16 protein-coding genes are annotated in these 24,535 nt (G+C 59.9%); 7 read left to right on the top strand and 9 right to left on the bottom strand.

The annotated features are described in order from the left end of the window. Positions 1–136 precede the first annotated feature (136 nt). From SCM96_06725 to SCM96_06700, 6 genes are all read left to right on the top strand, one after another. Positions 137–2,911 (top strand): carboxypeptidase regulatory-like domain-containing protein, encoded by a 2,775-nt coding sequence (locus tag SCM96_06725; GenBank protein MDW7760315.1) that lies wholly within the window; start codon positions 137–139, stop codon positions 2,909–2,911. Between the two features lie 252 nt (positions 2,912–3,163). Continuing rightward, a complete protein-coding gene (locus SCM96_06720; GenBank protein MDW7760314.1) occupies positions 3,164–5,527 on the top strand; it encodes a sulfatase-like hydrolase/transferase in 2,364 nt (787 codons plus the stop codon). Positions 5,528–5,664: 137 nt separating this feature from the next. Further along, entirely contained in the window at positions 5,665–7,752 is a 2,088-nt protein-coding gene (locus tag SCM96_06715; protein MDW7760313.1) for a GWxTD domain-containing protein, read from the top strand. Next, positions 7,749–8,657: a GWxTD domain-containing protein gene (locus tag SCM96_06710; protein MDW7760312.1), complete on the top strand. Its 909-nt coding sequence runs from the start codon at positions 7,749–7,751 to the stop codon at positions 8,655–8,657. Before SCM96_06715 ends, SCM96_06710 begins: the two co-directional genes overlap by 4 nt. A gap of 49 nt (positions 8,658–8,706) precedes the next feature. Next, positions 8,707–9,690 (top strand): tetratricopeptide repeat protein, encoded by a 984-nt coding sequence (locus SCM96_06705; GenBank protein ID MDW7760311.1) that lies wholly within the window; start codon positions 8,707–8,709, stop codon positions 9,688–9,690. Positions 9,691–9,707: 17 nt separating this feature from the next. After that, positions 9,708–11,849, top strand: coding sequence for a sulfatase-like hydrolase/transferase (locus tag SCM96_06700; protein ID MDW7760310.1), 2,142 nt, complete (start codon positions 9,708–9,710; stop codon positions 11,847–11,849). A 232-nt stretch (positions 11,850–12,081) separates the two neighbouring features. On the opposite strand, the gene SCM96_06695 is transcribed toward SCM96_06700, so the two are convergent. Beyond that, the gene (locus SCM96_06695; protein MDW7760309.1) at positions 12,082–15,120 is read right to left on the bottom strand and encodes a TonB-dependent receptor; all 3,039 of its coding nucleotides are present in this window, start codon (positions 15,118–15,120) and stop codon (positions 12,082–12,084) included. A 506-nt stretch (positions 15,121–15,626) separates the two neighbouring features. On the opposite strand from SCM96_06695, the gene SCM96_06690 reads away from it, so the two are divergent. Next, the gene (locus SCM96_06690; GenBank protein ID MDW7760308.1) at positions 15,627–16,112 is read left to right on the top strand and encodes a bifunctional nuclease family protein; all 486 of its coding nucleotides are present in this window, start codon (positions 15,627–15,629) and stop codon (positions 16,110–16,112) included. Positions 16,113–16,593: 481 nt separating this feature from the next. Here the strand turns inward: SCM96_06690 and SCM96_06685 are convergent, their stop codons facing one another. The 8 genes from SCM96_06685 to pgeF all read right to left on the bottom strand — a co-directional run bounded on the left by SCM96_06685 (position 16,594) and on the right by pgeF (position 24,523). Further along, positions 16,594–18,951: an LptF/LptG family permease gene (locus SCM96_06685; protein ID MDW7760307.1), complete on the bottom strand. Its 2,358-nt coding sequence runs from the start codon at positions 18,949–18,951 to the stop codon at positions 16,594–16,596. Between the two features lie 158 nt (positions 18,952–19,109). Then, entirely contained in the window at positions 19,110–20,729 is a 1,620-nt protein-coding gene (groL, locus tag SCM96_06680; protein MDW7760306.1) for a chaperonin GroEL, read from the bottom strand. Positions 20,730–20,740: 11 nt separating this feature from the next. Beyond that, positions 20,741–21,031 (bottom strand): co-chaperone GroES, encoded by a 291-nt coding sequence (locus SCM96_06675; protein MDW7760305.1) that lies wholly within the window; start codon positions 21,029–21,031, stop codon positions 20,741–20,743. 115 nt (positions 21,032–21,146) lie between these two features. Further along, the gene (locus SCM96_06670; GenBank protein ID MDW7760304.1) at positions 21,147–21,389 is read right to left on the bottom strand and encodes a helix-turn-helix domain-containing protein; all 243 of its coding nucleotides are present in this window, start codon (positions 21,387–21,389) and stop codon (positions 21,147–21,149) included. Next, the gene (locus SCM96_06665) at positions 21,373–21,918 is read right to left on the bottom strand and encodes a CvpA family protein (protein ID MDW7760303.1); all 546 of its coding nucleotides are present in this window, start codon (positions 21,916–21,918) and stop codon (positions 21,373–21,375) included. Before SCM96_06665 ends, SCM96_06670 begins: the two co-directional genes overlap by 17 nt. Next, positions 21,915–22,802, bottom strand: coding sequence for a PHP domain-containing protein (locus SCM96_06660; protein MDW7760302.1), 888 nt, complete (start codon positions 22,800–22,802; stop codon positions 21,915–21,917). Before SCM96_06660 ends, SCM96_06665 begins: the two co-directional genes overlap by 4 nt. Then, positions 22,799–23,692, bottom strand: coding sequence for a phosphoribosylaminoimidazolesuccinocarboxamide synthase (locus SCM96_06655; protein ID MDW7760301.1), 894 nt, complete (start codon positions 23,690–23,692; stop codon positions 22,799–22,801). Before SCM96_06655 ends, SCM96_06660 begins: the two co-directional genes overlap by 4 nt. 111 nt (positions 23,693–23,803) lie before the next feature. Further along, positions 23,804–24,523, bottom strand: a complete 720-nt coding sequence (pgeF, locus tag SCM96_06650) for a peptidoglycan editing factor PgeF (protein MDW7760300.1) — start codon at positions 24,521–24,523, stop codon at positions 23,804–23,806. Positions 24,524–24,535 lie beyond the last annotated feature (12 nt).

Genomic DNA, 24,535 nt, shown 5'->3' with positions numbered 1-24,535 from the left:
ATATATTTTGCTATTTATTATTATTATGTATTATAATTCAACAATCTTTACTAAGGAGGCAAAATCGATTAAATCCCCATCCTTGAGCCAAAACCATTACACATCTCAAAGCATCGCAATCAAACAAGGAGGTTCGATGAAAATCAAAGCCATCTTCATGGCCTCGTTGTTGCTCATCGCCCTCGCCCCGGCGGCTTTCTCCCAGAGCAGGGAGACGGGAGCCATCGAGGGCACGGTGATGGATGAGCAACGGGCCCCCCTGCCCGGCGTGTCCGTGACGGTCTCCGGACCCAGTCTCATGGGAACCCGATCGGTCGTCACCGACGTCAACGGCAGATTCCGTGTTCCCGCCCTGCCTCCCGGCGTCTACGCCATCAGGGCCGAACTCACGGGCTTCTCCACCACAATCCAAGAGAACGTCCGCCTTTCCACCACGGTGACCATCAACGTCAATCTGACAATGATGCCCGCCACGATCACCGAGGAAGTGACCATCATCGCCGTCGCCCCCACAGTGGACGTGAGGTCTACGGAAACGGCCTCGGTCACGCTCAGCAAGGAAATCCTTCAGAACGTCCCCTACAGCAACTTCGCCATGGACATCGTTAACCTGGCGCCGGGCGTTTCAGGGAATGCCGCCTACGGGGCCACGGCAAGCACGGGTGTTTCCTACCAGGTCGACGGCGTGGACGTCTCGGACCCCGAGGCCGGTTCGGCCTGGGTCTTCATCGACCCTAACATCGTCGAGGAAGCCAAGATCATGGGCATTGGCCTTCCGGCCGAGTACGGCAACTTCACGGGGGTCATCTTCAACCTGGTGACGAAGTCCGGAGGCAACGAGTTCTCCGGCTACCTCTCGGGCATTCTCCAGGATGCGGGCACGAAGGACGACGAGGGAAAATTCCAGTCGAATTTCTGGCAGGCCGACAACACGGGCGCCTACCAGGACGATTTCCCGAACCTGACTCCCCCCGGCTTGAAGCTCTATGACGCCGCCTTCAACCTCGGCGGTCCCTTCATCAAGGACAAGCTGTGGTTTTTCGCCGGAGCCCAGTGGTATCACACCTTCACCAAAGTCACGGGTTTCCCCGAGGACGTCGAATACAAACAGCCCCGGCTTTTCCTCAAATTGAACTCCCAGCTCTCTCCGCGGACGAACCTCGGCGCCTTCATCGAGAACGACACCTACAACGGCATCAACCGGCGCGCCGCGGCCAACCGGGATCCCGAAGCCACGGTCCGGCAGACGTCCCCCGACTGGGTGGGCAGCTTCAACCTGACCCACATCCTCAGTCCGAAGACCTTCTTCGACGTCAAGGGCGCCTTCTTTGACGGCTACTATTATCTGGATCCCGAGATGGGCATGGACGTCAACGCCATATGGGACCTCAACGACAACTTCCACTACGGAAACAGCAACTACTTCTACAAGGCCGACCGGGCCCGCTACCAGGCCAATGCCAGCCTGACCCATTACGCCGAAGATTTCATCACGGGCAGCCACGACTTCAAGTTCGGCGTCGAATTCGAGTCAGCCACGTCCAGAAACAGGTTCGGTTACACGGGAACGAACGCAACTTGGTATCTGAACTACACCGGATGGGGCTACACCGGACCCTACCTGGCCTACCAGTATGAGGGCTACGACACCGAGCAGAGCTACACCCGGTTCGAACAGTTCATTCAGGACAATTGGGCCGTCAGTGACCGGCTCAACATCAGCGTCGGTCTCCGGGCCACCCAGATGCGAGGCACCGTGGAAGGGCTTTCCGGAGCGGTTTACACAAATTCCCGCATCGCGCCCCGCCTCGGCTTCACCTTCGACCTCTTGGGCGACAAGAGCACGGTCCTCAAAGCCCACTACGGGCAGTTCACCGAGGCCATGCTGGCCCAAACCGTTTTGCAACTGAGCCCGGCGGAGAACTTCAGCGACTACGTCGGCTATTACTGGGATCTCGGAAGCGAACAGTGGGTGGAATTCTTCCGGGATGTTTATGACGATACGCGCTTCGTTTTGGATCCGGACATCAAGCATCCCCACATGAACCAGTTCACGGTCGCCCTGGAGAGAGAACTCTTCAAGGACACCTCGGTCGGGATCGCCTACATTCACCGCGACTGGAAAAACCCCCAAAACCGGGTCGACCTCGTCGCGAACTGGGTGCCGCGGGATGTCGCTTACACCGACATCGACGGAACCACCAAGACCATTACCGTCTATCAGCAGACGAACCGCGGTGAGAACCAGTTCCTGATCACCAACCTCGAAAAGAACGATCCCCGCATTCCCTATTTCGATATCAATCCCTATCGTCAATACCGAGGTCTTCAGTTCACCTTTAACAAGCGCTTCTCCAACCGCTGGCAGATGGTTGCCTCCTACGTCTACTCTCAGGCCAGGGGCACCCTGGACAACGCCTTCGGCGCGGATCTCGGCGGCGCTTGGTACAACTCCTCGAACCCGAACTTCTGGATCAATGCCGACGGCAACCTGAGCAACGACCCGACCCACATGATCAAGATCCAGGGCAGCTACCTTCTCCCGCTGGGAATCAACCTCAACATCGGCTACCAGGGAATCACGGGATACACCTGGACGAAACAGCTCCGAACCCCCCGGCTCGCGCACGGCATTGAAACCGTCCGCATTGAACCCCGGGGCTCCAACTATTATCCCTTCCGGAGCATCCTTGACATGAGGCTGGAGAAGACGGTCACCATCGCCGAGAGATACCGGATCGGCTTTATGTTCGATGTCTTCAACCTCTTGAACGCCGACACCATCACGTCCTGGGGGACGCGCGTCGGCTTCGACTGGTTCGCCGACGAGTGGTCTTCCACGGAAGGTCACCAACTCTACGGCGTCGTGCGGCCGCGCCAGGCGCGGATCGGCGTCCGCTTCACATTCTAAACCGGACGCACGCCCGAATTTCACGGGGCGGCGGGGCAACCCGCCGCCCCTTTTTTTTTCTTGAACCCGAGTCCGCAGCGCCGTGCCGCTTGACCGGGTCCACAGAAGCATTGAGGCCTCTCCGGCCTCGGCTTCAAGGACTCCGTTTGTGCAGGCCTGGAGTTTGCATCGACTTATGCTCGTCGGGCTCGGGGGATTTCGGCATTCGGCATTCCGCCGGGGATTCTGGTAATATAGATGAAGGAGGCGGACATGGCCCGAAAAAAGATACAAGAAAAGACAAAGCCCCGAATTCTCCGCCGGCTTCTCCCGGCCGCAGCGGCAGCCGCCGTCCTTGCAGCGGCCGCCTTTTTCCTGCTGCGCCCCTCCGCCCGGGATTTTTCCCAACTCCGCGGCGACCGCGATTTCAACGTCATCCTGGTCTCCGTCGACACGCTTCGGGCCGACCGCATCGGCTGTTACGGCTTCGACCGGATCAAAACGCCCACCATGGATCTTTTCGCCGAGCGCGGAGTCAAGTTCGACCGCTGCTATGCGCCGACGCCCCTGACTCTTCCCTCGCACACCACGCTGTTTACGGGAACGCAGCCCATCTTCCACGGCGTCCGCGACAACGGCGGATTCCTCGTGCCGCCTGAACTCACGACCATGGCCGAACTCTTCAAGGACCGGGGCTACGAGACGGCCGCTTTCGTCGCCGCCTATGTTCTGGATTCCAAGTGGGGGCTCGACCGCGGGTTCAATACTTATTTCGACCAGTTCGATCTCAGCCGCTTCGAGAGAATTTCCCTGGCCATGGTCCAGAGACCGGGAAACGAAGTCATGGACGAGACCCTGGCCTGGATCGAAAAAAACAAAGACGAACGGTTCTTCGCCTTCATTCACCTCTACGACCCCCATACGCCCTATGAGCCGCCTCCGCCCTACGATGCGAAATACCCGCACCATCCCTATCTCGGCGAGATCGCCTTCACGGACTCCCAGCTCGGGCGGCTCTGGGCCTATCTCGAAAACAATGACCTTCTCGACGATCTCCTGCTCGTTTTCCTGGCCGACCACGGCGAAAGCCTGGGCGAACACGACGAGACGACCCACGGCTTTTTCGTCTATCAGGGCGCCATTCACGTGCCCCTGATCTTTGTGACGCCGTTCCCCGAATTGCAGGGCGTCTCAACCTCCCAGGTCAGCGGACTGGTCGACGTCCTGCCCACGATCTGCGAAATGGCCGGGCTGCCCGTTCCGGCCGACGTTCAGGGACGAAGCCTCGTGCCTCAATTTTTCCGGCCGGACAAAACCGAGCACGCCTTCGCCTATTCGGAAACCTTTTATCCCCGTTTTCACTACGGCTGGTCCGAACTGAAAAGCATTCAGGACGACCGGTTCAAGATCATCCTGGCGCCCGTGCCCGAACTTTACGACATCGGAAACGATCCCCGGGAGCAGAAAAACCTCGTCTATCTGGAAAAGCCGACCTTCGAGACCTTCACCGCCCACGCCGAACGCTACATCGAAGAAGCCGGTCAGGGCGCCCTCGAAGTCGACCTTCAGAAAATCGACGAGGAAACCCGGGAAAAACTGGCCGCGCTGGGTTATGTCGGCGCCTTCGTCGATCCGGCCCGCTCGCACGGCCGCCGTCTGGCCAATCCGCGCGACAAGATCGGCGTCTTCAACGATCTGTCCCGGGCCCGGGAAATCGGCATGGCCGGACGAACCGAAGAGGCCGTCGCCATCATGGAGACCATCATCGCCGAGGATCCCGACATCGCCCAGGCCCATTTCTCGCTGGGAAACATTTATTTCAAGGCCCAGGAGTTCGAAAAAGCCGTCGCCGCCTTCAAGCGGGCGCTCGACATCAAGCCCGACGACACCTTTGCCGCCATCAACATCGCCAACTCCTATCTGGGCATGGGCCGGTTCGACGATGTCGAAGCCTTCATTCTCGATTTCCAGGCCAAAGGATTCGAAGACGCCCAGCTCTACCACCTTCTCGGAAACATGCACTTCGCCAGGAAAAATTACGACAAGGCCGAGCTCTATTTCGAAAAGAGTCTGAATCGGAACGAGGACTCCGCATCCTCCCACAGCTCCCTGGGCGCGATCGCCATCGCCCGGGACGACCTCGGCCGGGCCGAGACCCATCTCCGCACGGCTCTGGCCATGAACCCCAAGCTGAGCAACCTCCATTTCAACATGGCTCAGCTCCACGAAAAGCGGGGCGATCTCAAGGCCGCCGAAGCCAGTTACCTTCGGGAAATCGAATACTCTCCGGAGCATTTCCGGGCTCTCTTCAACCTGGCCCGGATCTACCGGACGGCCGGACGGGAAGCCGAGGAATACGAAACGCTCCGCCGTGCGGTGGCCGCCGATCCGAATTTCCCGTTGAACTATTTCTATCTCGCCCGCATCCATCTCCGCCGGGGCGAGAACTACCGCGAAGCGATCGATCTCGTGCAGACGGGCCTCGATCTCAAGCCCGGCGCCGAGGATCTTCCGCTCGGCTATTTCCTCCTGGCCGATCTCTACAACCGCCTGGGCGACACCCGCCGTTCGGCCGAGTATGCTGCGCGGGGGAAGGAGCTGGCCAAGGCTGCGGGACACCGCATTCCATGTCCGTAAACCCTCCCGGAAAAACGCCGTCGGGCGATTCCCTGTCTTATCGATACAGTCCGGTTCACCCGGAATCCGGGCTGTGCCAAGGGCGATTTCGCCGGGCTTGACTTGAAGGCCGCAAGGGTTAGGCATATAATAGCGGCGTGAGACGCAAGAGTTTTCCTCTCCTTAGAGTCGCCGTGTTCGCGCTTCTCTGCGCGTTGGCGTTCGGCGCCGCAGGCGTCTTCGCCCAGAAGAAAAAGTCCTCCCGGGATCTCGAACCCCGCTACCGGAAATGGCTCGAGGAGGAGGTCGTCTACATCATCACGCCCAAGGAGAAGGAGGTCTTTTTCCAGCTCGAAACCGACCGGGAACGGGAGATCTTCATCGAGGCCTTCTGGCGGCAGCGCGACCCCGACCCCAACTCCCCGGATAACGAGTTCAGGAAAGAGCACTACCAGCGGATCACCCAGGCCAACCGCCTGTTCGGACGCGACGCTCCCGGACCCGGCTGGCGCACGGACATGGGCCGCATCCATATCCTTCTCGGCGAACCCCACTCGGTCGAAAGATACGACACGCTGACCGAGATCTATCCCGTGATCATCTGGTTTTACAGCGGCATGTCCGACCTCGGGCTGCCCAACTCCTTCAACGTCGCCTTTTTCAAAAAGGACGGCATCGGCGCCTATGAACTCTATTCGCCCGTCCGGCACGGACCCCAGTCCCTGCTCATCCATTACAAGGGCGACATGACGATGTTCGACCAGGCTTATCTCGAACTCCGGAGGATCGCCGTTCCCGTGGCCGAAGTGTCACTGTCCCTACTTCCCGGCGAATCGGCGGCCGCCGTGCCCCAGTTGTCCATGGCTTCCGAAATCCTGATCGCCAACCGCATCCCGAACGCACCGCTCGAAAGGGTCAAGGACGCCTATGCCGAAAAGCTCCTGCGCTACAAGGACATCATCGATGTCGAATACACGGCCAATTACATCGACAGCGACGCCATGGTCCGGGTTCTCCACGACGCCTCGGGACAGGCCTTCGTCCACTATCTTCTGGAGCCCCGCCGGTTGACGTTCGAGACGGCCGGACGGGCCTACCGCTCGCTTCTGGAGATCAACGGCCATGTCGCGGACTCAGGCGGGAGGATGGTCTACCAGTTCGAAAGAAAAATCCCCATCGAATTCGATCAGGACCGCATCGAAATGATCCGGGACAAACTCTTCAGCTATCAGGACATTTTTCCGCTCGTCGAAGGCCGATATCGCCTGAGCCTGCTTTTCAAAAACGTCGTGTCGCGGGAATTCTCATCCTTCGAGGCCGAGATCGACATTCCCTCCGCGGCGGCGTTCTCCATGAGTCCGATCACCCTGGCCCACCGCATCACCCGGGACTCCAAGTACCGGGGGCAGAACAAGGCCTTCCTCGTTACCGGAGGCCAGCTCGTGCCTTCGCCCCGAAACGATTTCGCCTCGGGAGACATCCTTGTCGCCCATGTCCAGGTCCGCGGCCTGCCCCGAGCCCTCGAAGGTCGGGCCCGGATGGAATACACGATCGAAAAAGAGGGGCAGCCGGTTCTGACCACGAGCCGGGACTTGAGCGGAATCGGCGGCGTCGCGGACATCGTCCAGGAATTCCCGCTCCAGGATTTCGGACCGGCCTACTATAAGGTTCGTGCGGTCCTTCATCCCGGCGGAGGAATCGACCCCATTCCCGCCGAAGCGGATTTCTATATCGCATCCGTCCCCCATCTCCCCCGTCCCTGGGTCCTGTCGATGCCTCTCCCGGCAAGCCACGACCCGGAGATTGCAAACATCCTGGGCGGCCAGTTTCTGAACCTCATGCAAATCGACCGGGCTCTGGATCTTCTCGAAAAAGCGCACAGAAGCCGCCCGGCCGATCCACGGTTCGCCATGGACACCAGCCGGGCGCTTCTTGCGGCCGGAGATTTCGCCCGGGCGAAAACCGTCGCCCTGTCTTTTCTCGGCGATCCCCCGCGGCCTGAATTCCGGCAGATCGCGGGCCAGGCCTGCCAGGCTCTGGGCGAATACGAGGAGGCCGTCATTCATTACAAGGAACACCTGGCCCACTTCGGAACTCATCTGGCCGTCCTCAACGCCGTCGGGGAGTGTTATCATCGTCTTGGGGACACGGAAGAGGCGCTGACGGCCTGGAAAAAATCGCTCGAGATCGAACCCAACCAGGAGAAAATCCGGGCTCTCGTCGACAGCCTGAAAAAACGGCCATGAGAGGCATCCGCGGCGCGATCGTCATTTTCGGCCTGCTGGCGGCGGCCGCCTGCGCCGGACCGCGTCTCGAAAAGGCCTTGGACCCGGAAAGCCGGGAATTCCTGTCCCGCGTCCGCTACATCATCAGCCGCGAGGAACGGGCGACTTTCCTGAGGATTCCGGCCGGCGAGCAAGGCGCCTTCATCGAAGATTTCTGGAAAGCCCGGGATCCCAATCCCGAAACCGAAATCAACGAGTTCAAAGAGACCTATTTCCGGCGAATGGAGGAGGCCGACCACCTGTTCAGGGGCGGAACGACGCCGGGCCGGCTTCAGGACCGCGGCCGGATTTACATCCTTCTCGGCCCGCCGGACAACCGCGAAAGCTATCCCCGCGGAACGTCGTTTTACGGCTACCCCGTCGAAATCTGGCATTACGGATTTACGCCCATCGTCTTCCGGGACCCGCGATGGACGAACGATTTCCGAGTCGATCCCATGAGCGCGGAATATATCGTGGAGATCGGGCGGGCCCAGCAGCAGCCCCGGAGAGTTCCCCAGGACGAGGCGGCCCGGCAGGGCCTGGATTTCGGCCTGGACATCCTTCGTGCAAGAGAGGGCGCGGTTCGGGTCATCCTCAAAATCCCCTACGCCGCGATCTGGATGCGGGCCGAAGACGGGCGCATGGAGACCGTGTTCGAACTCGATCTCGAACTCCGGGATCTCTCGGACCGGGAAGTTTTGACATTCCGGGAGACCTACCCGATCTCTCTGACCGACGAGGAATTCGCCCGGCGGAAGAACGAGATCTGGACAATCGAAATTCCGGTGTCCGCGGAACCGGGGGAATATCTGCTGACCCTGGCGCTCAAGAACGCGACGGGCGGCGATGAAGCAAGGAAAACGGCGAAAGTGACGCTCGAGTGAGCGTTCCGATAGGCCGCGGACGGCTCGCCGTCCGCCGGGAGGTGCAGTCATGAGATTCATAAGGCATTCCATGTTGATTTTCATTGGGGCGGCGCTTTTGCTGGGCGCGGCGGGCGAGGCGGCGGCCCAGGCCGGCCGCGGAACGGCCCGCATCGCCGGCGTCGTCGTCGACATCGAGGGAAATCCGGTCGTGGGAGCCCGGGTGGTTATCGATTTCGCCGCCGATACCGGAATCCGGCGGGAAGAGACGACCGGTAAAAAGGGCGACTGGGCTTTCATCGGCCTGGCGACGGGCAATTGGAACCTGACGGTCACGGCCGACGGCTATTCGCCCGTGAGCCAGACTCTCTATATCCGCCAGCTTCAGGTCAACCCCAAGGTGACGGTGACAATGGAGAAGGCCCGGGCGGGGACGGCCGGAGTCATCCAGGACGAATCCACGTTCGAGCTTCTGGAAAAAGGCAATGCGCTTCTCAAGGAAGACCGATACGACGAGGCCATCGCTATGTTCGAGGCGTTCATCGAGCAGAATCCCCAGGCTTACCAAGTCCGGATCAATATCGCCGACGCCCACAAGGAAAAGGGCGATCTGGAGAAGGCGGGGGAAATCTACAATGAAATCCTGGTCAAGGCGAAGGACGATCAGGCCCTCGGCAAGTCCATGGCCGCCAAGGCCCTGGCCGGAATCGGGGATTGTCATCTGAGGCGAGACAACCTGGAGGAAGCCCAGGCTTATTTTCAGAAATCGCTGGACACGCTGCCCGAGGATGAAACTCTGGCCTACAATGTGGCCGAAATTTTCTTCGCCGGGCAGAACATCGACCAGGCCGAAAAGTACTTTCTCATCGCCGCGCAGATCAAGCCCGACTGGCCCGATCCCTGGCTCAAGCTGGGTTACGTCTATCTCAACAAGGGCGACATGGGGAAGGCGGTCGAAATGTTCGAGAAATTCCTCAAGCTCGAACCCGAGACCGAGCGTTCCGCCGTGGCCCAAAACATCCTGAACGCCATCAGGAAACGCCCGGCGGCCTGAAGGCGCCGGGGGCGGGGATGGGGAAGAAAAAGGGCCGGGCCAAGGGGCGTTCCGCTTTCTTCGCGGCCGGGATCCTCGCCGTCGCGGCAGCGGTCTTTTTTTTCATCCGTCATGATGCCGGGAGGGAACGTGTCCGGCGCGACTCAGGCCTCAATGTCCTCATCATCACCCTCGACACGACACGGGCCGACCGGCTGGGCTGCTACGGCTATGAAGAGGCGGGGACGCCCCGCATCGACGCACTGGCCGCAGCGGGGGTTCTTTTCAAAGACGCCTACTGCCCGACACCGCTGACTCTTCCGTCCCACGCCTCGCTGTTCACCGGAACCGATCCTTATCTCCACGGGGTGCACAACAACGGGACCTATGTCCTCGGCCCGGAGCTTGCGACTCTGGCCGAGATCCTAAAATCGGCCGGTTGCGAAACGGCGGCTTTCACGGCGTCCTTTTCGGTCGATTCGAGATTCGGGCTCGACCGCGGCTTCGACGTCTATGACGACACCTTCCAGGAAGGCGCGCCCTTCAAGGCGATCAATTCCGAACGGCAGGCCGGGGAGGTGTTCGACGCCTTCCGGGACTGGATGGAACAACGGGAAAGCGGCCGGTTTTTCGCCTGGGTCCACTTCTTCGATCCCCACCTTCCCTATGACCCTCCCTCGCCCTACAGGGAGCAATTCGCAGACGATCTCTACGACGGCGAGATCGCCTATATGGACGTTCATGTCGGACGTATCGTCGATCTTCTGGAGAGACAGGGGCTTCTCCACAGCACGATACTCGTTCTGGCCGGGGATCACGGCGAGGCTTTCGGCGAGAAGGGCGAGTCGGGGCACGGGGTTTTCATCTACGACGGCACGATGAAAATCCCCCTGATTTTTCACGCGCCGGAAAACCTGCCCCGCGACCGCACGGTGCGGACCCGAGCCCGTCTGATCGACGTCTTCCCGACCGTACTCGACCTGCTCGGCCTCCGGCCGCCGGAAACCACACACGGGGAAAGTCTGTTGTCGAGTATCGCAGGCCGGCGGGCGGCGGATCACCCAGCCTACCTCGAAACGTTCTATCCCCGGGAAAACTACGGTTGGTCGGAACTGACGGGCTTGGTTGAGGGGGAGTGGAAATTCATCCGTGCGCCGCGGCCGGAGCTCTATCATCTGGCCTCCGACCCCGGGGAAAACCATGACCGGATCGCTTCGGAGAGCGGAACGGCCGTGCGGATGAACCGGACGCTGGAGAACATTGTCCGGAGAGCGGCCGGCGCCGGGGATGCGGGAACACGGCGGATGACGGCTGAAGAGGAGGAGCGTCTCCGATCGCTGGGTTACGCGAGTTTCGCGGGAAGCGGCCGCGCCGGGGACCGCCCCGACCCGAAAGACATGCGGGACGTCCTTCGGCTGACGCAGGATGCCCGGGCGGCCGAATACTCGGGCGATTTTGCGGCGGCGGCTTCGGCCTATGAAGAGCTCGTCGAGTCCATCCCCGACTCCCCCGCCGTCTACGTCAACCTGGCTCTCAGCCGGGCCCGGCTCAAGGATTTTGAATCCGCCCTGGCCGTCCTCCGGGCCGGCGTCGAGCGGATTCCGGATTCCGAAATCCTGCTTCCGCGGCTGGGACATACCCTCCTGGTCATGGGCCGTCCCGGCGAGGCCCTGGAAGCCATGAACCGGGTGCTCGACATCAATCCGCGCCACGTCGAGGCCCTTACGGTCGCCGCCGGAATTCTGGACGGGGCCCGGCGCCGGGACGAGGCGGGGGCGCTTTACGCGAGGGCGCTTGCCGTCGAGCCCGAAAACCGGTTTCTCCGCCTGAACTATGCGGCCAACCAGGCCGCAAGCGGACGGATGACCGAGGCCGTCGCCGAATATGAACGGCTTGTCGCCGACCATCCGGGCGACCCCGTGCTTCTCGAATATCTCGGCGTCGCCCACGGTGTCGCGGGAGACACTGCGGCGTCCGTCGCCGCGCTGGAAAAGGCCGCCGGAATCCGGCCCTCGCCTTCGCTCTATATCAACCTGGCCATGGCCTACAAGGCCGCCGGAAATATCGACGGCGCAATCCGCAGCCTGCGGCGCTATCTCGAAAATCCACACGGCGAATCCGAAGCCGCCGTGGCCGCCGCCCGGGCCGAACTCGCCGCCCTCGAACGGGAACGGCGCTGACCCACTGATCGCGAATTATTCCGCAACATGTCTCCCCCATTCGGCACTTTAAGCGATGTCGAGCAGGCCGGGACGAAATCGATGCGGTGAGATCGGCTCGCCCGAAGGGTGAAAAGAGCCGGGTATAAGAAAAAGCCAACTCCCCGGCTCTTTTCACGCACAGCCCCGTAAAGGAAAAAGGGCCCGTCCCGGGGGGGACGGGCCCTGAAAATCAATTCGTGTGTGCGCGTGCTTAGAACGTGAACTTGAAGCCGAGGCGCGCGGACCAGGGCCCCATTCTCGAGGTCCAGAGTCCGTAGAGCGGGTTGAGGTCTGTCTGCCGGAGATCGGGATTGTAGTTGTAGTTTTTGGACAGGAGGTTGGCGTCCGAGATGTACATGTCGTTGCGGTTGACCGTCATGTTCTTGCCCTGGATGGTCGAGGTGTTGGTGATGTTGTAGATATTGAGGTTGATGTTCACCCTGTAGCGCCCGGCGATCCGCAGGTTGTACTCGGCGTAGACGTCGGCCCACATCGTGAACGGAAGCCGTTCGCCCGTGTCGAACCGGTTGTTGGGATAGATGACCACGTGGTTCGCATTCAGGGCGGTGGTCAGAGGCAGACCAGTCCGGGCATAGCCCACAGCACCAACCGTCAGGCCGAACGGGAAGGCGTAGGAACCGTAGGCCTTGAAGTAGTGGGGCCTGTCCGAAGGCAGCGGGCCGTCAAGGATATTGAGGTTAAGGTCATAGGCCAGGAACCACAGGTCGTAGTAACGCAGGACATTCGGCGATACGCGTCCGCCTTCGTCGGCGCTCGCCAGACCGCCGTAGTTTCCGGTCAGACGGCTCCAGGTGTAGTTGACGCCGCCCTGCCAGTTGTTGCTGAAGCGTTTCTCCAGAGACAGGTTGACCCCCCAGTAATCGCGGGTGGCCTTGGGACATTCGGGATATTCCGGACCCAGGTTCTGTCTGTAGATGTCGTTGATGTACTTGCCGCCCGGGTTGGCGTTGTAATAAAGCTCACCTTCGGGGGTGGCGACACCGATGTCCTCGATTGTCTGGAGCAGGCTCTTCTGGACGACACGGACGGAGAACGACAGATTCTCCCTGAGCTTCTGCTCGGCGCCGAAGGAGATTTCTCTCTGAGCGACGGGTTTCAGGTCGGGATCGGTCGTATCGAAGGACGGTATGCGCCAGTCGATCGTGCCCATGTAGGTCCCACCCGCGCTCTGGCTGGCCCGGTCGTCGATCTTGCCGCTGGCCGCGATCTTCGTCCAATCATAGTCGTCCAGGGTGTAGTAGTCGGATTTCCACTTGAAGCCGCCGAAGGCGCCCTCGGCCATGTAGAGTTTCATGACGTCGTAGTAGATGCCGAAGCTTCCGAAAACCTTCAGGCTGGAGTCGCCGAAGACGTCATAAACCGCGCCGAGACGGGGGGCCAGCTTTTGGCCGAAACCGAACTGGATGGGCTTCATATCTGCGAATCCCGGTTCCTTGGAGAATGAGGGGATGTATTCGCTTTCCGTCCGGACACCGATGTTCAGGGTCAGCTTTTCGCCGATCGTCCAGGTGTCCTGGAGGTAGAGAGCCCAGTTGTCGCTGTAGATATTCCAGAACGAGCCGAAAGGCGACGTCCAGGAACCCCGGATCTGGTAAGATCCGTATTTGCCCTGGACTCTCGTTCCATCCATGAGGTAATAAGGCGCGTTCCAGTTGAGATAGACCAACGGGTGCTGGGCGGTCCGGTCGACGTCTTCCCGGAGGCGGATGAATTGAATGCCGGCTTTCCAGGCATGTTCGCCGCCGAGGTTCATGTAGTAGGTGAAATCGAGGTTCGAGCTGATGCGCTCATATTTCCTCTTCACCGTTTCATAGACGCTTCCGGCCCAATTCCTCCACAAACGCGCCCGAAGAAGTTCGGCGGGAATCTCGTTCGCAAACATGTAGTTGTCCCGGCTGAAGTACCAGCGCGTTTCGGGCATGGAGATCTGCTGGTTGGTCTCGTTCTGCATGAAATATCCGCCCCGGAGGCTGATCAACAGATTGTTGCCGGGGCTGTAGTCCACCGTGGCGTTGGCGCTCGTGTTGGGATAGTCCATCCCTTCCTTGGCCCATTCGTAGGCCTTGTTGCTTCCCCCTGTGATGGAGGGAATGGCGCCCCGGTACCTGTAGAAGTTGTTGACGCCCGAGAGCGTTACCCGCATGTTCTTCATCGGCTGGGCCGTGAGTTTCAGCGCTCCGTTCCAGTTGGTGCGGGTCCGCTCGAAGGACGTAACCGGCCGCGGCTGTGCGTCCGTCAGGAAGAATCGGTCGGCCTTATCCGTCCGGATGATCGGGTTGAAGGAGCCGTAGAACCACAGCTTGTCCTTCACGATGTAGCCGCCGAGGCTGACGATGCCCTCGAACCTCTGGTAGATATCGCGGTCTTTGCCGCCGTTGAAATAGAGGTCGTCGTTGTTGACATACTGGGGTTCGTCGGCATTCAGGGGATTGAGCCGTAGGTAATCACGGGTCTTGCCCTGCATCAACCGGCTTTCGTCGTCGTAGTAGCCGATGAATTCGCCGCGTAACTGGTTTCCGCCCGAGCGCGTGATGACATTGACGACGCCGCCCATGGATCCACCGAATTCGGCGTTGTAGCCTGAAGCTTTGACCTGGACCTCGTCGACGAGTTCGAAGACCGCGCTCTGGGCCTGCGTCCCGATGTGGATGTTGGTGATGTTCGTTCCATCGATGTAGAAGATGTTTTCCGCGCCCGAGGAGCCGTCGACCGAGAGGCCGCCCTGGTTGCCCTCATAATGGACGCCGGCCAGGGTGCTGATCAGAGCGTTGAAGTCGCGGCCCTTGGGCAGGGCTTCAAAGACCTCCCGGGTCATCGTCTGGCCCCTGGTCGTGCTCTTGACGTCGATGAGCGGGCTCATGCCGGTGACGACGATCTCCTCCTCGACAGCCGCCGCGTCCAGGGACACGTTGAGCGCCAGGGTCTGCTCGAGCTGAAGGATGATGCCTTCACGAACGAGGGTCTTGAATCCCGGAAGTGAGAAGGTGATCGTGTAGGTTCCCGAAGGCAGAGAGAACAGACGGAATGTCCCCGTCTCGTCCGTCACAGCCTCGGTTTTCCCGACCAGGCGCGGGCTTTCAGCGACGACGCCGACCCCCGGCAGGGCCTGGCCCTGGTCGTCCACGACGCGGCCGACGATTCTTCCTGTCGGAACCTGAGCGACGGCGACACCGCAGGACAGGATGAGGACGACCGCGAGGACTAATGGGAAGATTCTGGCTTTTTGCATGATCAAACAAAACTCCTTTTTTCCCCCATGAAAATGCGGGGTGTGTTCGCCCGGCGCGGTTTCCCAGCCGCGTCGAGCCGCATGCATAACCCCTGGAGCGGATAACGAAGGAATCCGCCCCGGCCTCAAACCCATACCTCGATGAAGATGATTTTGGTAGACTTCCACCCCCTTTCCAAAATTAAAACGGTCTCCGGTTTCAGGCATTCAGGAAAAACCGCTTGCATGTGCCTGCATGAGACACATCTCCCACTCATTCCTTTTTCCAATTTAGCTGCTATCGCATGACCTTACGAATTCTTCCTCTATTTAAGCAAATTCCGTGCCAAATCAACACGATGTTATTTTGTTTAATATCAATACATTCAAAGATGATTTTTTCAAGCAAATGCATTTTTTTGGATTTCCTCCAATTTTATGCATGGAAATGGGCCGGCGGCGGCGGGCGCTTTCTTGACATCCCGCAGTCCGGTCCCTATATTAGAGAGAGAGAATCGGAACGTATCATGGCCATTGAAATGAAAATCAAGGGGTTGGTTGTCGACCCCGTGTCCAAGATGCCCATCGTCGTTCTCGAAGACGCCCGAACCGAAAAGATCCTGCCGATCTGGATCGGCGTGTTCGAGGCCAACGCCATCGCCCTGACCATCGAAAACATCCCGACGCCCCGCCCGATGACCCACGATCTTCTTAAAAATCTCCTGGACAGACTGGATATCTCCGTCGAGAAAATCGTCGTCAGCGACGTTCGTAACAACACCTTCTATGCCCTCATCCATTGCCGGGACGCCGCACGCGAGATCATCATCGACTCGCGGCCGTCCGACGCCATCGCCCTGGCTCTGAGAATGAACTCTCCGATCTACGTCGAAGAGGACGTGGTGGCCAAGGCCCACAGCCTCAAGTTCGACGAAAGCCTCGAAGGCTCGGAAAAACTCCGCACCTGGCTGGAGAGCCTCGGCACCGAAGATTTCGGCAAATACAAAATGTAGGCGCTGCGTCGTCTTCCGCTTTACGGGCTCGGGTGAATCCCTTCACAAGACGTGTCCGGGCCCCGGCGAGTCCCGTCCACTCCGGCTCCGGGTCTCACTCTCCGAGGCTGAGAGCCTCGGATCCGTGCCCGCTCGACCCTCCGACGGCTTGTTCCGGGATCCCCCCTGCGCCCCCGCGGAAGCCTCCTCGCGAGAGGCTGAAAGGTGCGACGAAGCCGGAATGGTGAGATCGGCTCGCCCGAAGGGTCAAAATGCCGATTTATGAGGGACATTGAGTGAAAAGATCAGGCTAAGTTCGGAGGCGGGGCTGTGCGCGAGCTGAGGTTGCCGTAGCGATGAGGAGTGGACTGCGCAGGCGTAGTTGAGCTACGTCGAGCAGGCCGCGACGAAATCGATGCGGTAAGATCGGCTCGCCCGAAGGGTCATAACACCGAAATATAGACAAAGAAAGAAATTCCGGTGTTATGACGCACAGTTCCGCCTAGGTCCGTAATCGGAGGAAGAGATAGATCCCGGCCAGTCCAAACAGCAGGTTCGGTCCCCAGGCTGACAGGAAAGGGCCGAGATAACCGACATAACCCAGGCCGCGGAAAACGCCGATCATTCCCCAGTAGACCATGGCGATGCCGATGCTCAGGCCGATGCCGACCAGCGTGCCGCTCCGGCCCATGGCGAAGGCGAAGGGAACGGCCAGAAAGGTCATGACTAGAGCGACGAACGGGAAGGACAACTTGTAGCCCAGATCCACCAGGAGCCGCGTCGCCTCGAACCCCATGCTCTGGGCCTCCCGGGCATAGAGATCCAGTTCTCCGTAGGTCATTTGTGAGGGCTCTTTCCATTCCTTGAGGAAATAATCCCGGTTTTCCTCGATGGCCACGGACTCCTCACGGGCCGTCCGGAAGGCCTCGGGCCCCTCTTCCCGGAAATCCCTCAGCCAGGAGCTGACAAGGATGATGCGTTTCTCATCCAGATAGCCCTTTTCCCCGAAGGCGCGCCGGCTCAGGGTCCATGACGATCTGTCGATGTCGAATACCGAAACACGGCTGAAAACCGAGGGAATCGGATCGAAGAAATCGTAGTGGAAGATCCGGTCCTTGCTGCGGCTCAGAATCCAATGCCGGTTGACGAAGCTGTAGCTTCGGGGCGGGACATCGTTGATCCGGTTCCAGATATCCTCGGCCCGAAGATTGGCGGCCGGAAGAATTCTTTCCTGCAGGGCGAAGGACAGCCCGGAGACGGCCACGGCCAGGACGATGACGGGAACGACGAAGCGATAGAGGCTGATGCCGCAGGCCTTGACCGCCGTAACCTCGTTGTTTTTCGTCATCACTCCGAGAACGAGAAGGGCCGTTGTCAATGCCGCAACCGGCAAAACGAAGGAGGAAAACTCCGGAATCCGAAACCAGATGTATTCCAGGAACATGGACAGGGGTTTTCCCCGGGCATAGACGTTGTCGATCCGCTCGAAAAACGTGACGATGACGGCGACCGAGACCAGGCCCAGAAAGACAACCGTAAACACCGCCATATATTTTTTTGCGACATAGCGGTCCAGGATTCCGGAGGCCCGAAGCCTGGCCCGCAGCCGGACCCGGCCGGTCTTCGGAGTCTTCCCGGCCTCCCGCGACGGAACCAGACGGCGGACGAGGCCGGCGGGCCAGGCAAACGGCTTTTCCCGGACCGACCGGATATAGAGGATCAGTCCCGCGGCAAACAGGACGGCGTTCGCCCCCCACATCCCTGAGAAGGGCGAGATCCGGCCGTCCATGGCCAGTTTTTCTCCCGCGGTGATCAGGACATAATAGGCCAGAATGATGCCGATGCTGAGCGTGAATCCGCTTGTTCGGCCGCCCTTCCGCGTCGTGGCACCCAGGGGAAGGCCGATCAGAACGAATAGAAAACAGACGAAGGGAAGGGCGAATTTCTTGTGGATTTCAACCTGGTGGGCCCGGGCCGATCGGGCCGCCAAGGCCAGGGCCTGATCCGCGGACGGGGACGGCGCTTCGGCGGCGGCCCGCTTCAGGGCGGTCGTCTCCGCCTCCAGGGCCCGGACGTCGTGCAGGAGTTCGCCGATGTCCTTCTCCCGGACGCGTTTTTCGGTGTCGAGCGAGGCAAAGACGCCTTCGATGTCGACCTCTTCGTCCAGACGCTCAAATAACGTCACTCCGTAAGTTCCGGGTTCGGTCAGGCTGACGCTGTGGACGGTGCCGTCGAACAGCTCGAGTGCGCCTCTTTTCTTTTCGGGATAGATGTTCAGCCGGCCGCGCCGGGCCAGGATTGTTCTGGGTTCGTCGGGAGGCCGCGACATGTGGACGAAGATGTTTTCCCATTCCCCGCGCCGGGCGATGTCCTGGACAAACAGCACCATGCCGGGGATGGATTCATCGAAGGTCCGGGGAGCGATCTCGATGCGGACCTTGGCCAGGACCGATTGCGACACAGTCTGAACCCAGCGGTGGTTGGCGCGAGGGGCCACATAATGGACAAGCCCGGAGGTCACAAGCCAGCCCGCAAAAGCGAAGATCAGGAGGGGGCGGGCGATGCGCCCGTAACCGATCCCCAGGGTTTTAAAGGCCGTGATCTCGAGGTCCGTGGACAGGCGGCTCAACCCGGCCAGAATTCCCATGAGAACGGCCATGGGAACGGCGAAAGCCAGGATCGAGGGCAGGAGCAAACCCAGAACCTCGAGCGCCGTTCCGAGAGAGACGCCTTTGGCGATGAACAGCTCGGACAGGATGAGGATCTGGTTCATCATAAGGACAAAGGCATAGAGGACAAGCCCCAGGAAAAAGGGCGGAAAGATTTCCTTGAGGATGTATCGGTCGACGCGCTTCAACATAGGCCGTGACTCCGGAACGGTCCCGGCTAATATAGCACAGAGTCGGGGGGCGAAAAAAGAAAAGCCCCGGGCGCCGGGCGCCCGGGGCTTTGTGTTCGATTTCGAACTTCAGCCGATCAGGCCCTGATCTCTTCGCGATCAGCCTGATCTATGCACGATCAATACATGTCGCCGCCCGGAGGGACGGGATACTTCGGGCCCTTGTCTTCCTCGGGAAGCTCGGCGATGCAGCCCTCCGTGGTAAGGAGCAGGCTGGCGATGCTGGAGGCGTTCTGGAGGGCCGTGCGGACAACCTTGGTGGGATCGAGGATCCCGGCCTTGATCATGTCCTCATATTTCTCGGTGAGCGCATTGAAGCCGTGATCGGGCTTCATGTCCTTGACCTTCTCGACCACGATGGAGCCCTCGACGCCGGCGTTGTTGGCGATCTGGCGGAGAGGTTCCTCGACGGCGCGGCGGACGATATTGACGCCGATCTGCATGTCGCCTTCGACTTTGATCTTGTCCAGGGCGGCCTGAGCCCTGAGCAGGGCGACGCCGCCGCCGGGCACGATGCCCTCTTCGACGGCCGCCTTGGTGGCGTGCATGGCGTCCTCGACCCGGGCCTTCTTTTCCTTGAGCTCGGTCTCGGTGGCCGCTCCAACCTTGATCAGGGCGACACCGCCGACCATCTTGGCCAGGCGTTCCTGGAGCTTTTCGCGGTCGTAATCGGATGTCGTCTCTTCGATCTGGGTGCGGATCTGCTTGATCCGGGCCTGAACGTCCTGGGTCTTGCCCTTGCCCTCGACGATGGTCGTGTTGTCCTTGTCGATGACGGCCTTCTGGGTCTCGCCCAGCCAGTCGGCGCCGACGTTTTCGAGCTTGACGCCGATGTCCTCGGTGATGACCTTTCCGCCGGTCAGAATGGCGATATCTTCGAGCATGGCCTTACGCCGGTCGCCGAAGCCAGGGGCCTTGACGGCGCAGCACTGGAAGGTGCCCTTGAGCTTGTTGACGACCAGGGTGGCCAGTGCCTCGCCTTCGACCTCTTCGGCGATGACGAGAAGCGGACGGCCCATCTTGGCCACGTGTTCGAGCAGGGGCAGGAGTTCCCTCAGGTTGGCGATCTTCTTCTCATGGAGAAGAATCAACGGATTGTTGAGGACGCATTCCATGCGGTCGGGATCGGTGATGAAATACGGGGACAGGTAGCCGCGGTCGAACTGCATGCCTTCGACGATGTCCATGGTCGTTTCGAGCCCCTTGGCTTCCTCGACCGTGATGACGCCGTCCTTGCCGACCTTGTCCATGGCGTCGGCGATGATCTTGCCGATGTCGGGGTCGTTGTTGGCCGAGATGGCGCCGACCTGGGCGATCATCTCGCCGGAGACTTCGCGGCTCAGGGTCTTGAGGTCGTCCACGATGACTGCGGCGGCTTTCTCGATTCCCTTTTTGATCATGTTGGGATTGGCGCCGGCCGTGACGTATTTCAGGCCTTCGGCAAAGATGGACTGGGCCAGAACTGTGGCCGTCGTGGTGCCGTCACCAGCCACGTCCGAGGTCTTGGACGCGACTTCCTTGACGAGCTGGGCGCCCATATTTTCCCACGGATCCTTGAGCTCGACTTCCTTGGCCACGGTGACGCCGTCCTTGGTGCTCGTGGGGGAGCCGAATTTCTTGTCCAGGATAACGTTCTTGCCGCGGGGGCCGAGCGTTTCCTTGACGAGGTTGCTGAGAATATTGACGCCCTTGAGCAAGCCTTGCCGGGCGTCGTCGCCGAGTATGATCTGTTTTGCCATGTCTGCTTCTCCTACTTCGTGATCACGGCCAGGATCTCGTCCTCGCGGACGATGACGAGTTCGACGTCGTCCACGGTGACTTCCGTGCCGCTGTACTTGCCGATCAGGACGGTGTCGCCCTTTTTGACCTGAAGAGCCACGGTCTTGCCCTCATCGGTCACGCGGCCCTTGCCGGCTTCGATGACTTCGGCTTCCTGAGGCTTTTCCTTGGCTGTGTCGGGGATGATGATTCCCCCCTTCTTCACTTCCTGCAGCTCAAGTCTCTTGAGCAGCACTCTGTCATACAAAGGTTGAACCTTCATATATGAACCTCCTTAAAGATTAGCAGTGAATTGCTGCGAATGCTAATATAGAACAAACTCCGGCGATTTGTCAAGAGGGGAATACAAATTTTTTAGCAGTTAAGCCGAAGGATTGCTAAATATTTCTTTTTTTCTTTGTTTTCAGTGTTTTAGATCGATTATGGAGCGTATTGCGATGGATGCCCAGAGCCTTGGCCGTCTTGGTCTTGTTGCCTTTGTATTTTCGGGCCGTCGTCTCCACATAGATTTTTTCAAATTCCCGAATGGAATCCTTGAGGCTCAGGTCGCGATCCACCATCTCCTGGATGATGATTTCCAGCTTCTGATGGAGGTTCAGGGCTTCAAATTTTTTGTCCATGTCCGGCCGGGCCTCCCCGGATTTTGTCGGTCGATTGGGTGAATGTCTCCCGGAGCCCCTGGGGAATCAGAAGGACAAGAGTTCGAACGGCATGATAACAGGGCGGCGCAAGTCGCGACGTCATCAGGGTGTTGCGGATCGGGGCATTGTGCCCGTCATCCAGAAGGAGAAGGGCCAAAACAACGACGCCCGAAATGAGAACGCCTTTAACGAGTCCAAGAGCCCCCCCGGCGGCATGATTGAGGAACCGGAGAGGGCCGATCATGGCCTTGCCGAGCAGCCAGCCGAGAAGCGATCCGGCGGCCAACACGGCGGCGAACACGGCCAGAAATCCGATGAAATGCCGCAGGAGGTCGGACGACACGAATCCCCGGATCAGGGAAGAGGCCGGCTTGAAATAGAGAACGGCCAGGACCAGCCCGGCGATGACGGAGGCCAATCCCACGATCTGCCGGACCAGCCCCTTGACAAGGCCCAGAACGAGCGTGATGACAAGAAGGGCCAGGATCATGACATCCAGCCAATTCACGGCGCCGTCCTTCTCTCCCTCAGGGCATCGACCATCCCGTAGACACCCTGTTTCACCCCGCCCAAAACCACGCGGGGCTTGATGCGGCCGTGAAAATCCGATCCCGCCGTGGCCACAAGGTCGAATTCCTCTGCCAAATCCCGAAAGAGGGCCGTCTGATCAGGCGTGTGATAGGTTGTATAGACCTCGAGCCCGGCCAGCCCTGATTCTTTGAGCGCCCAAAGATCATCGCGGGTCGTCCTCTGGAAATAGGCCCCGGGATGGGCCAGGACCGGAACGCCTCCCGTGGCCGGCGCCAGCGCCAGGACATCGACGAGAGCGATGTGATTTTTGGACACGTAGGCCGGTTTTCCCTCGGCGAAATAGTCCTGATAGAAATGATAAGGCGCGTAGGGTCTCCGGTCGGATTTGAAATACGCGGCCAGCCGCGAATCGGCGGTGCTCTCCGGTTTGTCCAGAAGAATTTGGGCGATCTTGACGCCGAGCGGCGGTACTCCGTCCGTGACCGCCCGGACTTCTTCCCAGGTCAACGGCAGTCCGATCTCCTGAAGCCGCGAGACTCGTTCCCGCGCCTCATGCTCACGGGCGACGGACATGCAGTCGACGATGTGGAAAACGGCTTCGCGCGTCCAATCGACAAAGGGCAGAAGGAGATGAAATTCTCTTTCATCGTAGAGCGTCGTGATCTCCATGCCCGGGATGACCTCCACGCCGGCCTCGTCTCCGAAAGCCACGGCTTCGGGATAGGCGGCGACGGAATCGTGATCGGTGATGGAAAGCGTCCGGAGACCAATGTCCGCGGCCATCCGGACAAGTTCGGCCGGAGAAAAATCGCCGTCACAACTCCGGTCGGAGTGAACGTGAAGGTCGACCCGGCCGCTCATGGAAGGTCGTCGTTTCCGGTGAGAAGCCGGTAAATCTCGATGTATTTCTCCGATGTCCGGGTGATGATGTTTTCGGGAAGCACGGGAGGTTCTGAATTCTTGTCCCAGTCCGTCGTCTCCAGATAGTCGCGGACAAACTGCTTGTCGAGACTGGGTTGGGACTTCCCGGGAGCATATTCGGCCAGCGGCCAGAACCGCGAGGAGTCGGGAGTGAAGATTTCGTCGATCAGGAGGATGTCGTTCCCGGCCAGCCCGAATTCGAACTTGGTGTCGGCGATGATGATGCCTTTGGAAATGGCGTGGAGGGAGGCTTTGGTGTAGAGTTCCAGACTCAGTTTCCGGAGCCGGGCGGCCAGGTCGGCGCCCACGGTTTTCTGCATCTCCTTGAAGGTGATGTTGATGTCGTGGCCGTGGTCGGCCTTTGTCGCCGGCGTGAAGATGGGCTCTTCCAGCCGATCGGATTCCTGCAGCCCTTTGGGAAGCTTGATGCCGCAGATTTTTCCGGATTCCTTGTATTCCTTCCAACCGGAACCCGAAACATAGCCCCGGACGACGCACTCGATCGGGATGACCTCGGTCCGGCGGACGAGCATGGACCGCTTGTCGAGGATGTCGCGAAACGGCTGGAGGATTTCGGGGAATTGCGCGGCTTCGGATTCGATGAGGTGGTTGGGACAAATGAGGGATGTGAAGTCAAACCAGAAGCGGGAAAGCTGAGTCAGAACACGGCCTTTATGCGGAATCAGGGAAGGCAGAACGAAATCGAAGGCCGAGACCCTGTCCGTGGCCACGATGAGCAGCTTGTCGTCGACTTCATAGACATTGCGGACCTTTCCCTTATTAAAAAGCGGGACACCTGTCAGATTCATTTCACCGATGGGTTTTTCCATAGTAGGAGAATCATAAGGAAAACGCGGATAAAATGCAAATCGGTTTCCGCGGTTTAGGCTCGGGGGAAGTCAATTTGCGTTATGGGCGATTTTCTGTGAGCCGCATTTTTCTTATTGAGGGGGAGACCGATGAGGTGGGTGGAGGCCGATGAAGTTGAGCATGCGGGCGGCGGGGTTGCGGTCGCGGCGCCAGGAGTGAAGGGCGGGCTCGCAGCGGGTGCAGAGATCGAGGGAGACGATATGGTCCGCGCCGAGGCCGGATTTCAACAGCTGTCGTTTGTTCGCCTCGTGGAGATCGAGAAAACTTTGCTCCGGGTTCGAAGGATGCGGGCGGAGAACATCCGGCAGCCCTGCGTCCCGGAATTCCCGGGCGACTTCGGTTCCGACTTCGTAGCAGGGTGTCCCGATGCAAGGCCCCAGCGCCGCGATTAAGGCGGCCGGGTCGGCTCCGAACCGCTCCGCCATGGCCTGAACGGCCTTCGCGGCGATGCCGAGACGCGTGCTTCTCCAGCCGCAGTGGACGGCCCCGACGGCACGGCGACGGGGATCGACGAGAAGGAGGGGAAGGCAGTCGGCCGTCTTGATCACAAGAAGAAAGCCGGGCGAGTCGGTGACCCAGGCATCTCCCTCGGGCGACTCGTCGGCGTCCGGGTCCGGTGTGCGGACGATATCCGTGTGGATCTGCCGGAGATAGACCGGACGGAAATCGCGCAAGGCTTCGCTTGAGGCGAAATCGTCCTCCGTCCAGGCCGCCGTCCCAAAGCCATGGACAAGCCAAGGGATGCCGTCAAGGCGGGGCACGCACAAGATTCGGTTCCGGTCAGGAGTCATTCGCGCCTCGCT

Source organism: Acidobacteriota bacterium, assembly GCA_033549365.1.
GTDB lineage: Bacteria > Acidobacteriota > Aminicenantia > Aminicenantales > Saccharicenantaceae > JAWSUF01.
Note: the sequence above shows the minus strand (reverse complement) of the source record. Positions and strands in the feature narration are given on the sequence as shown.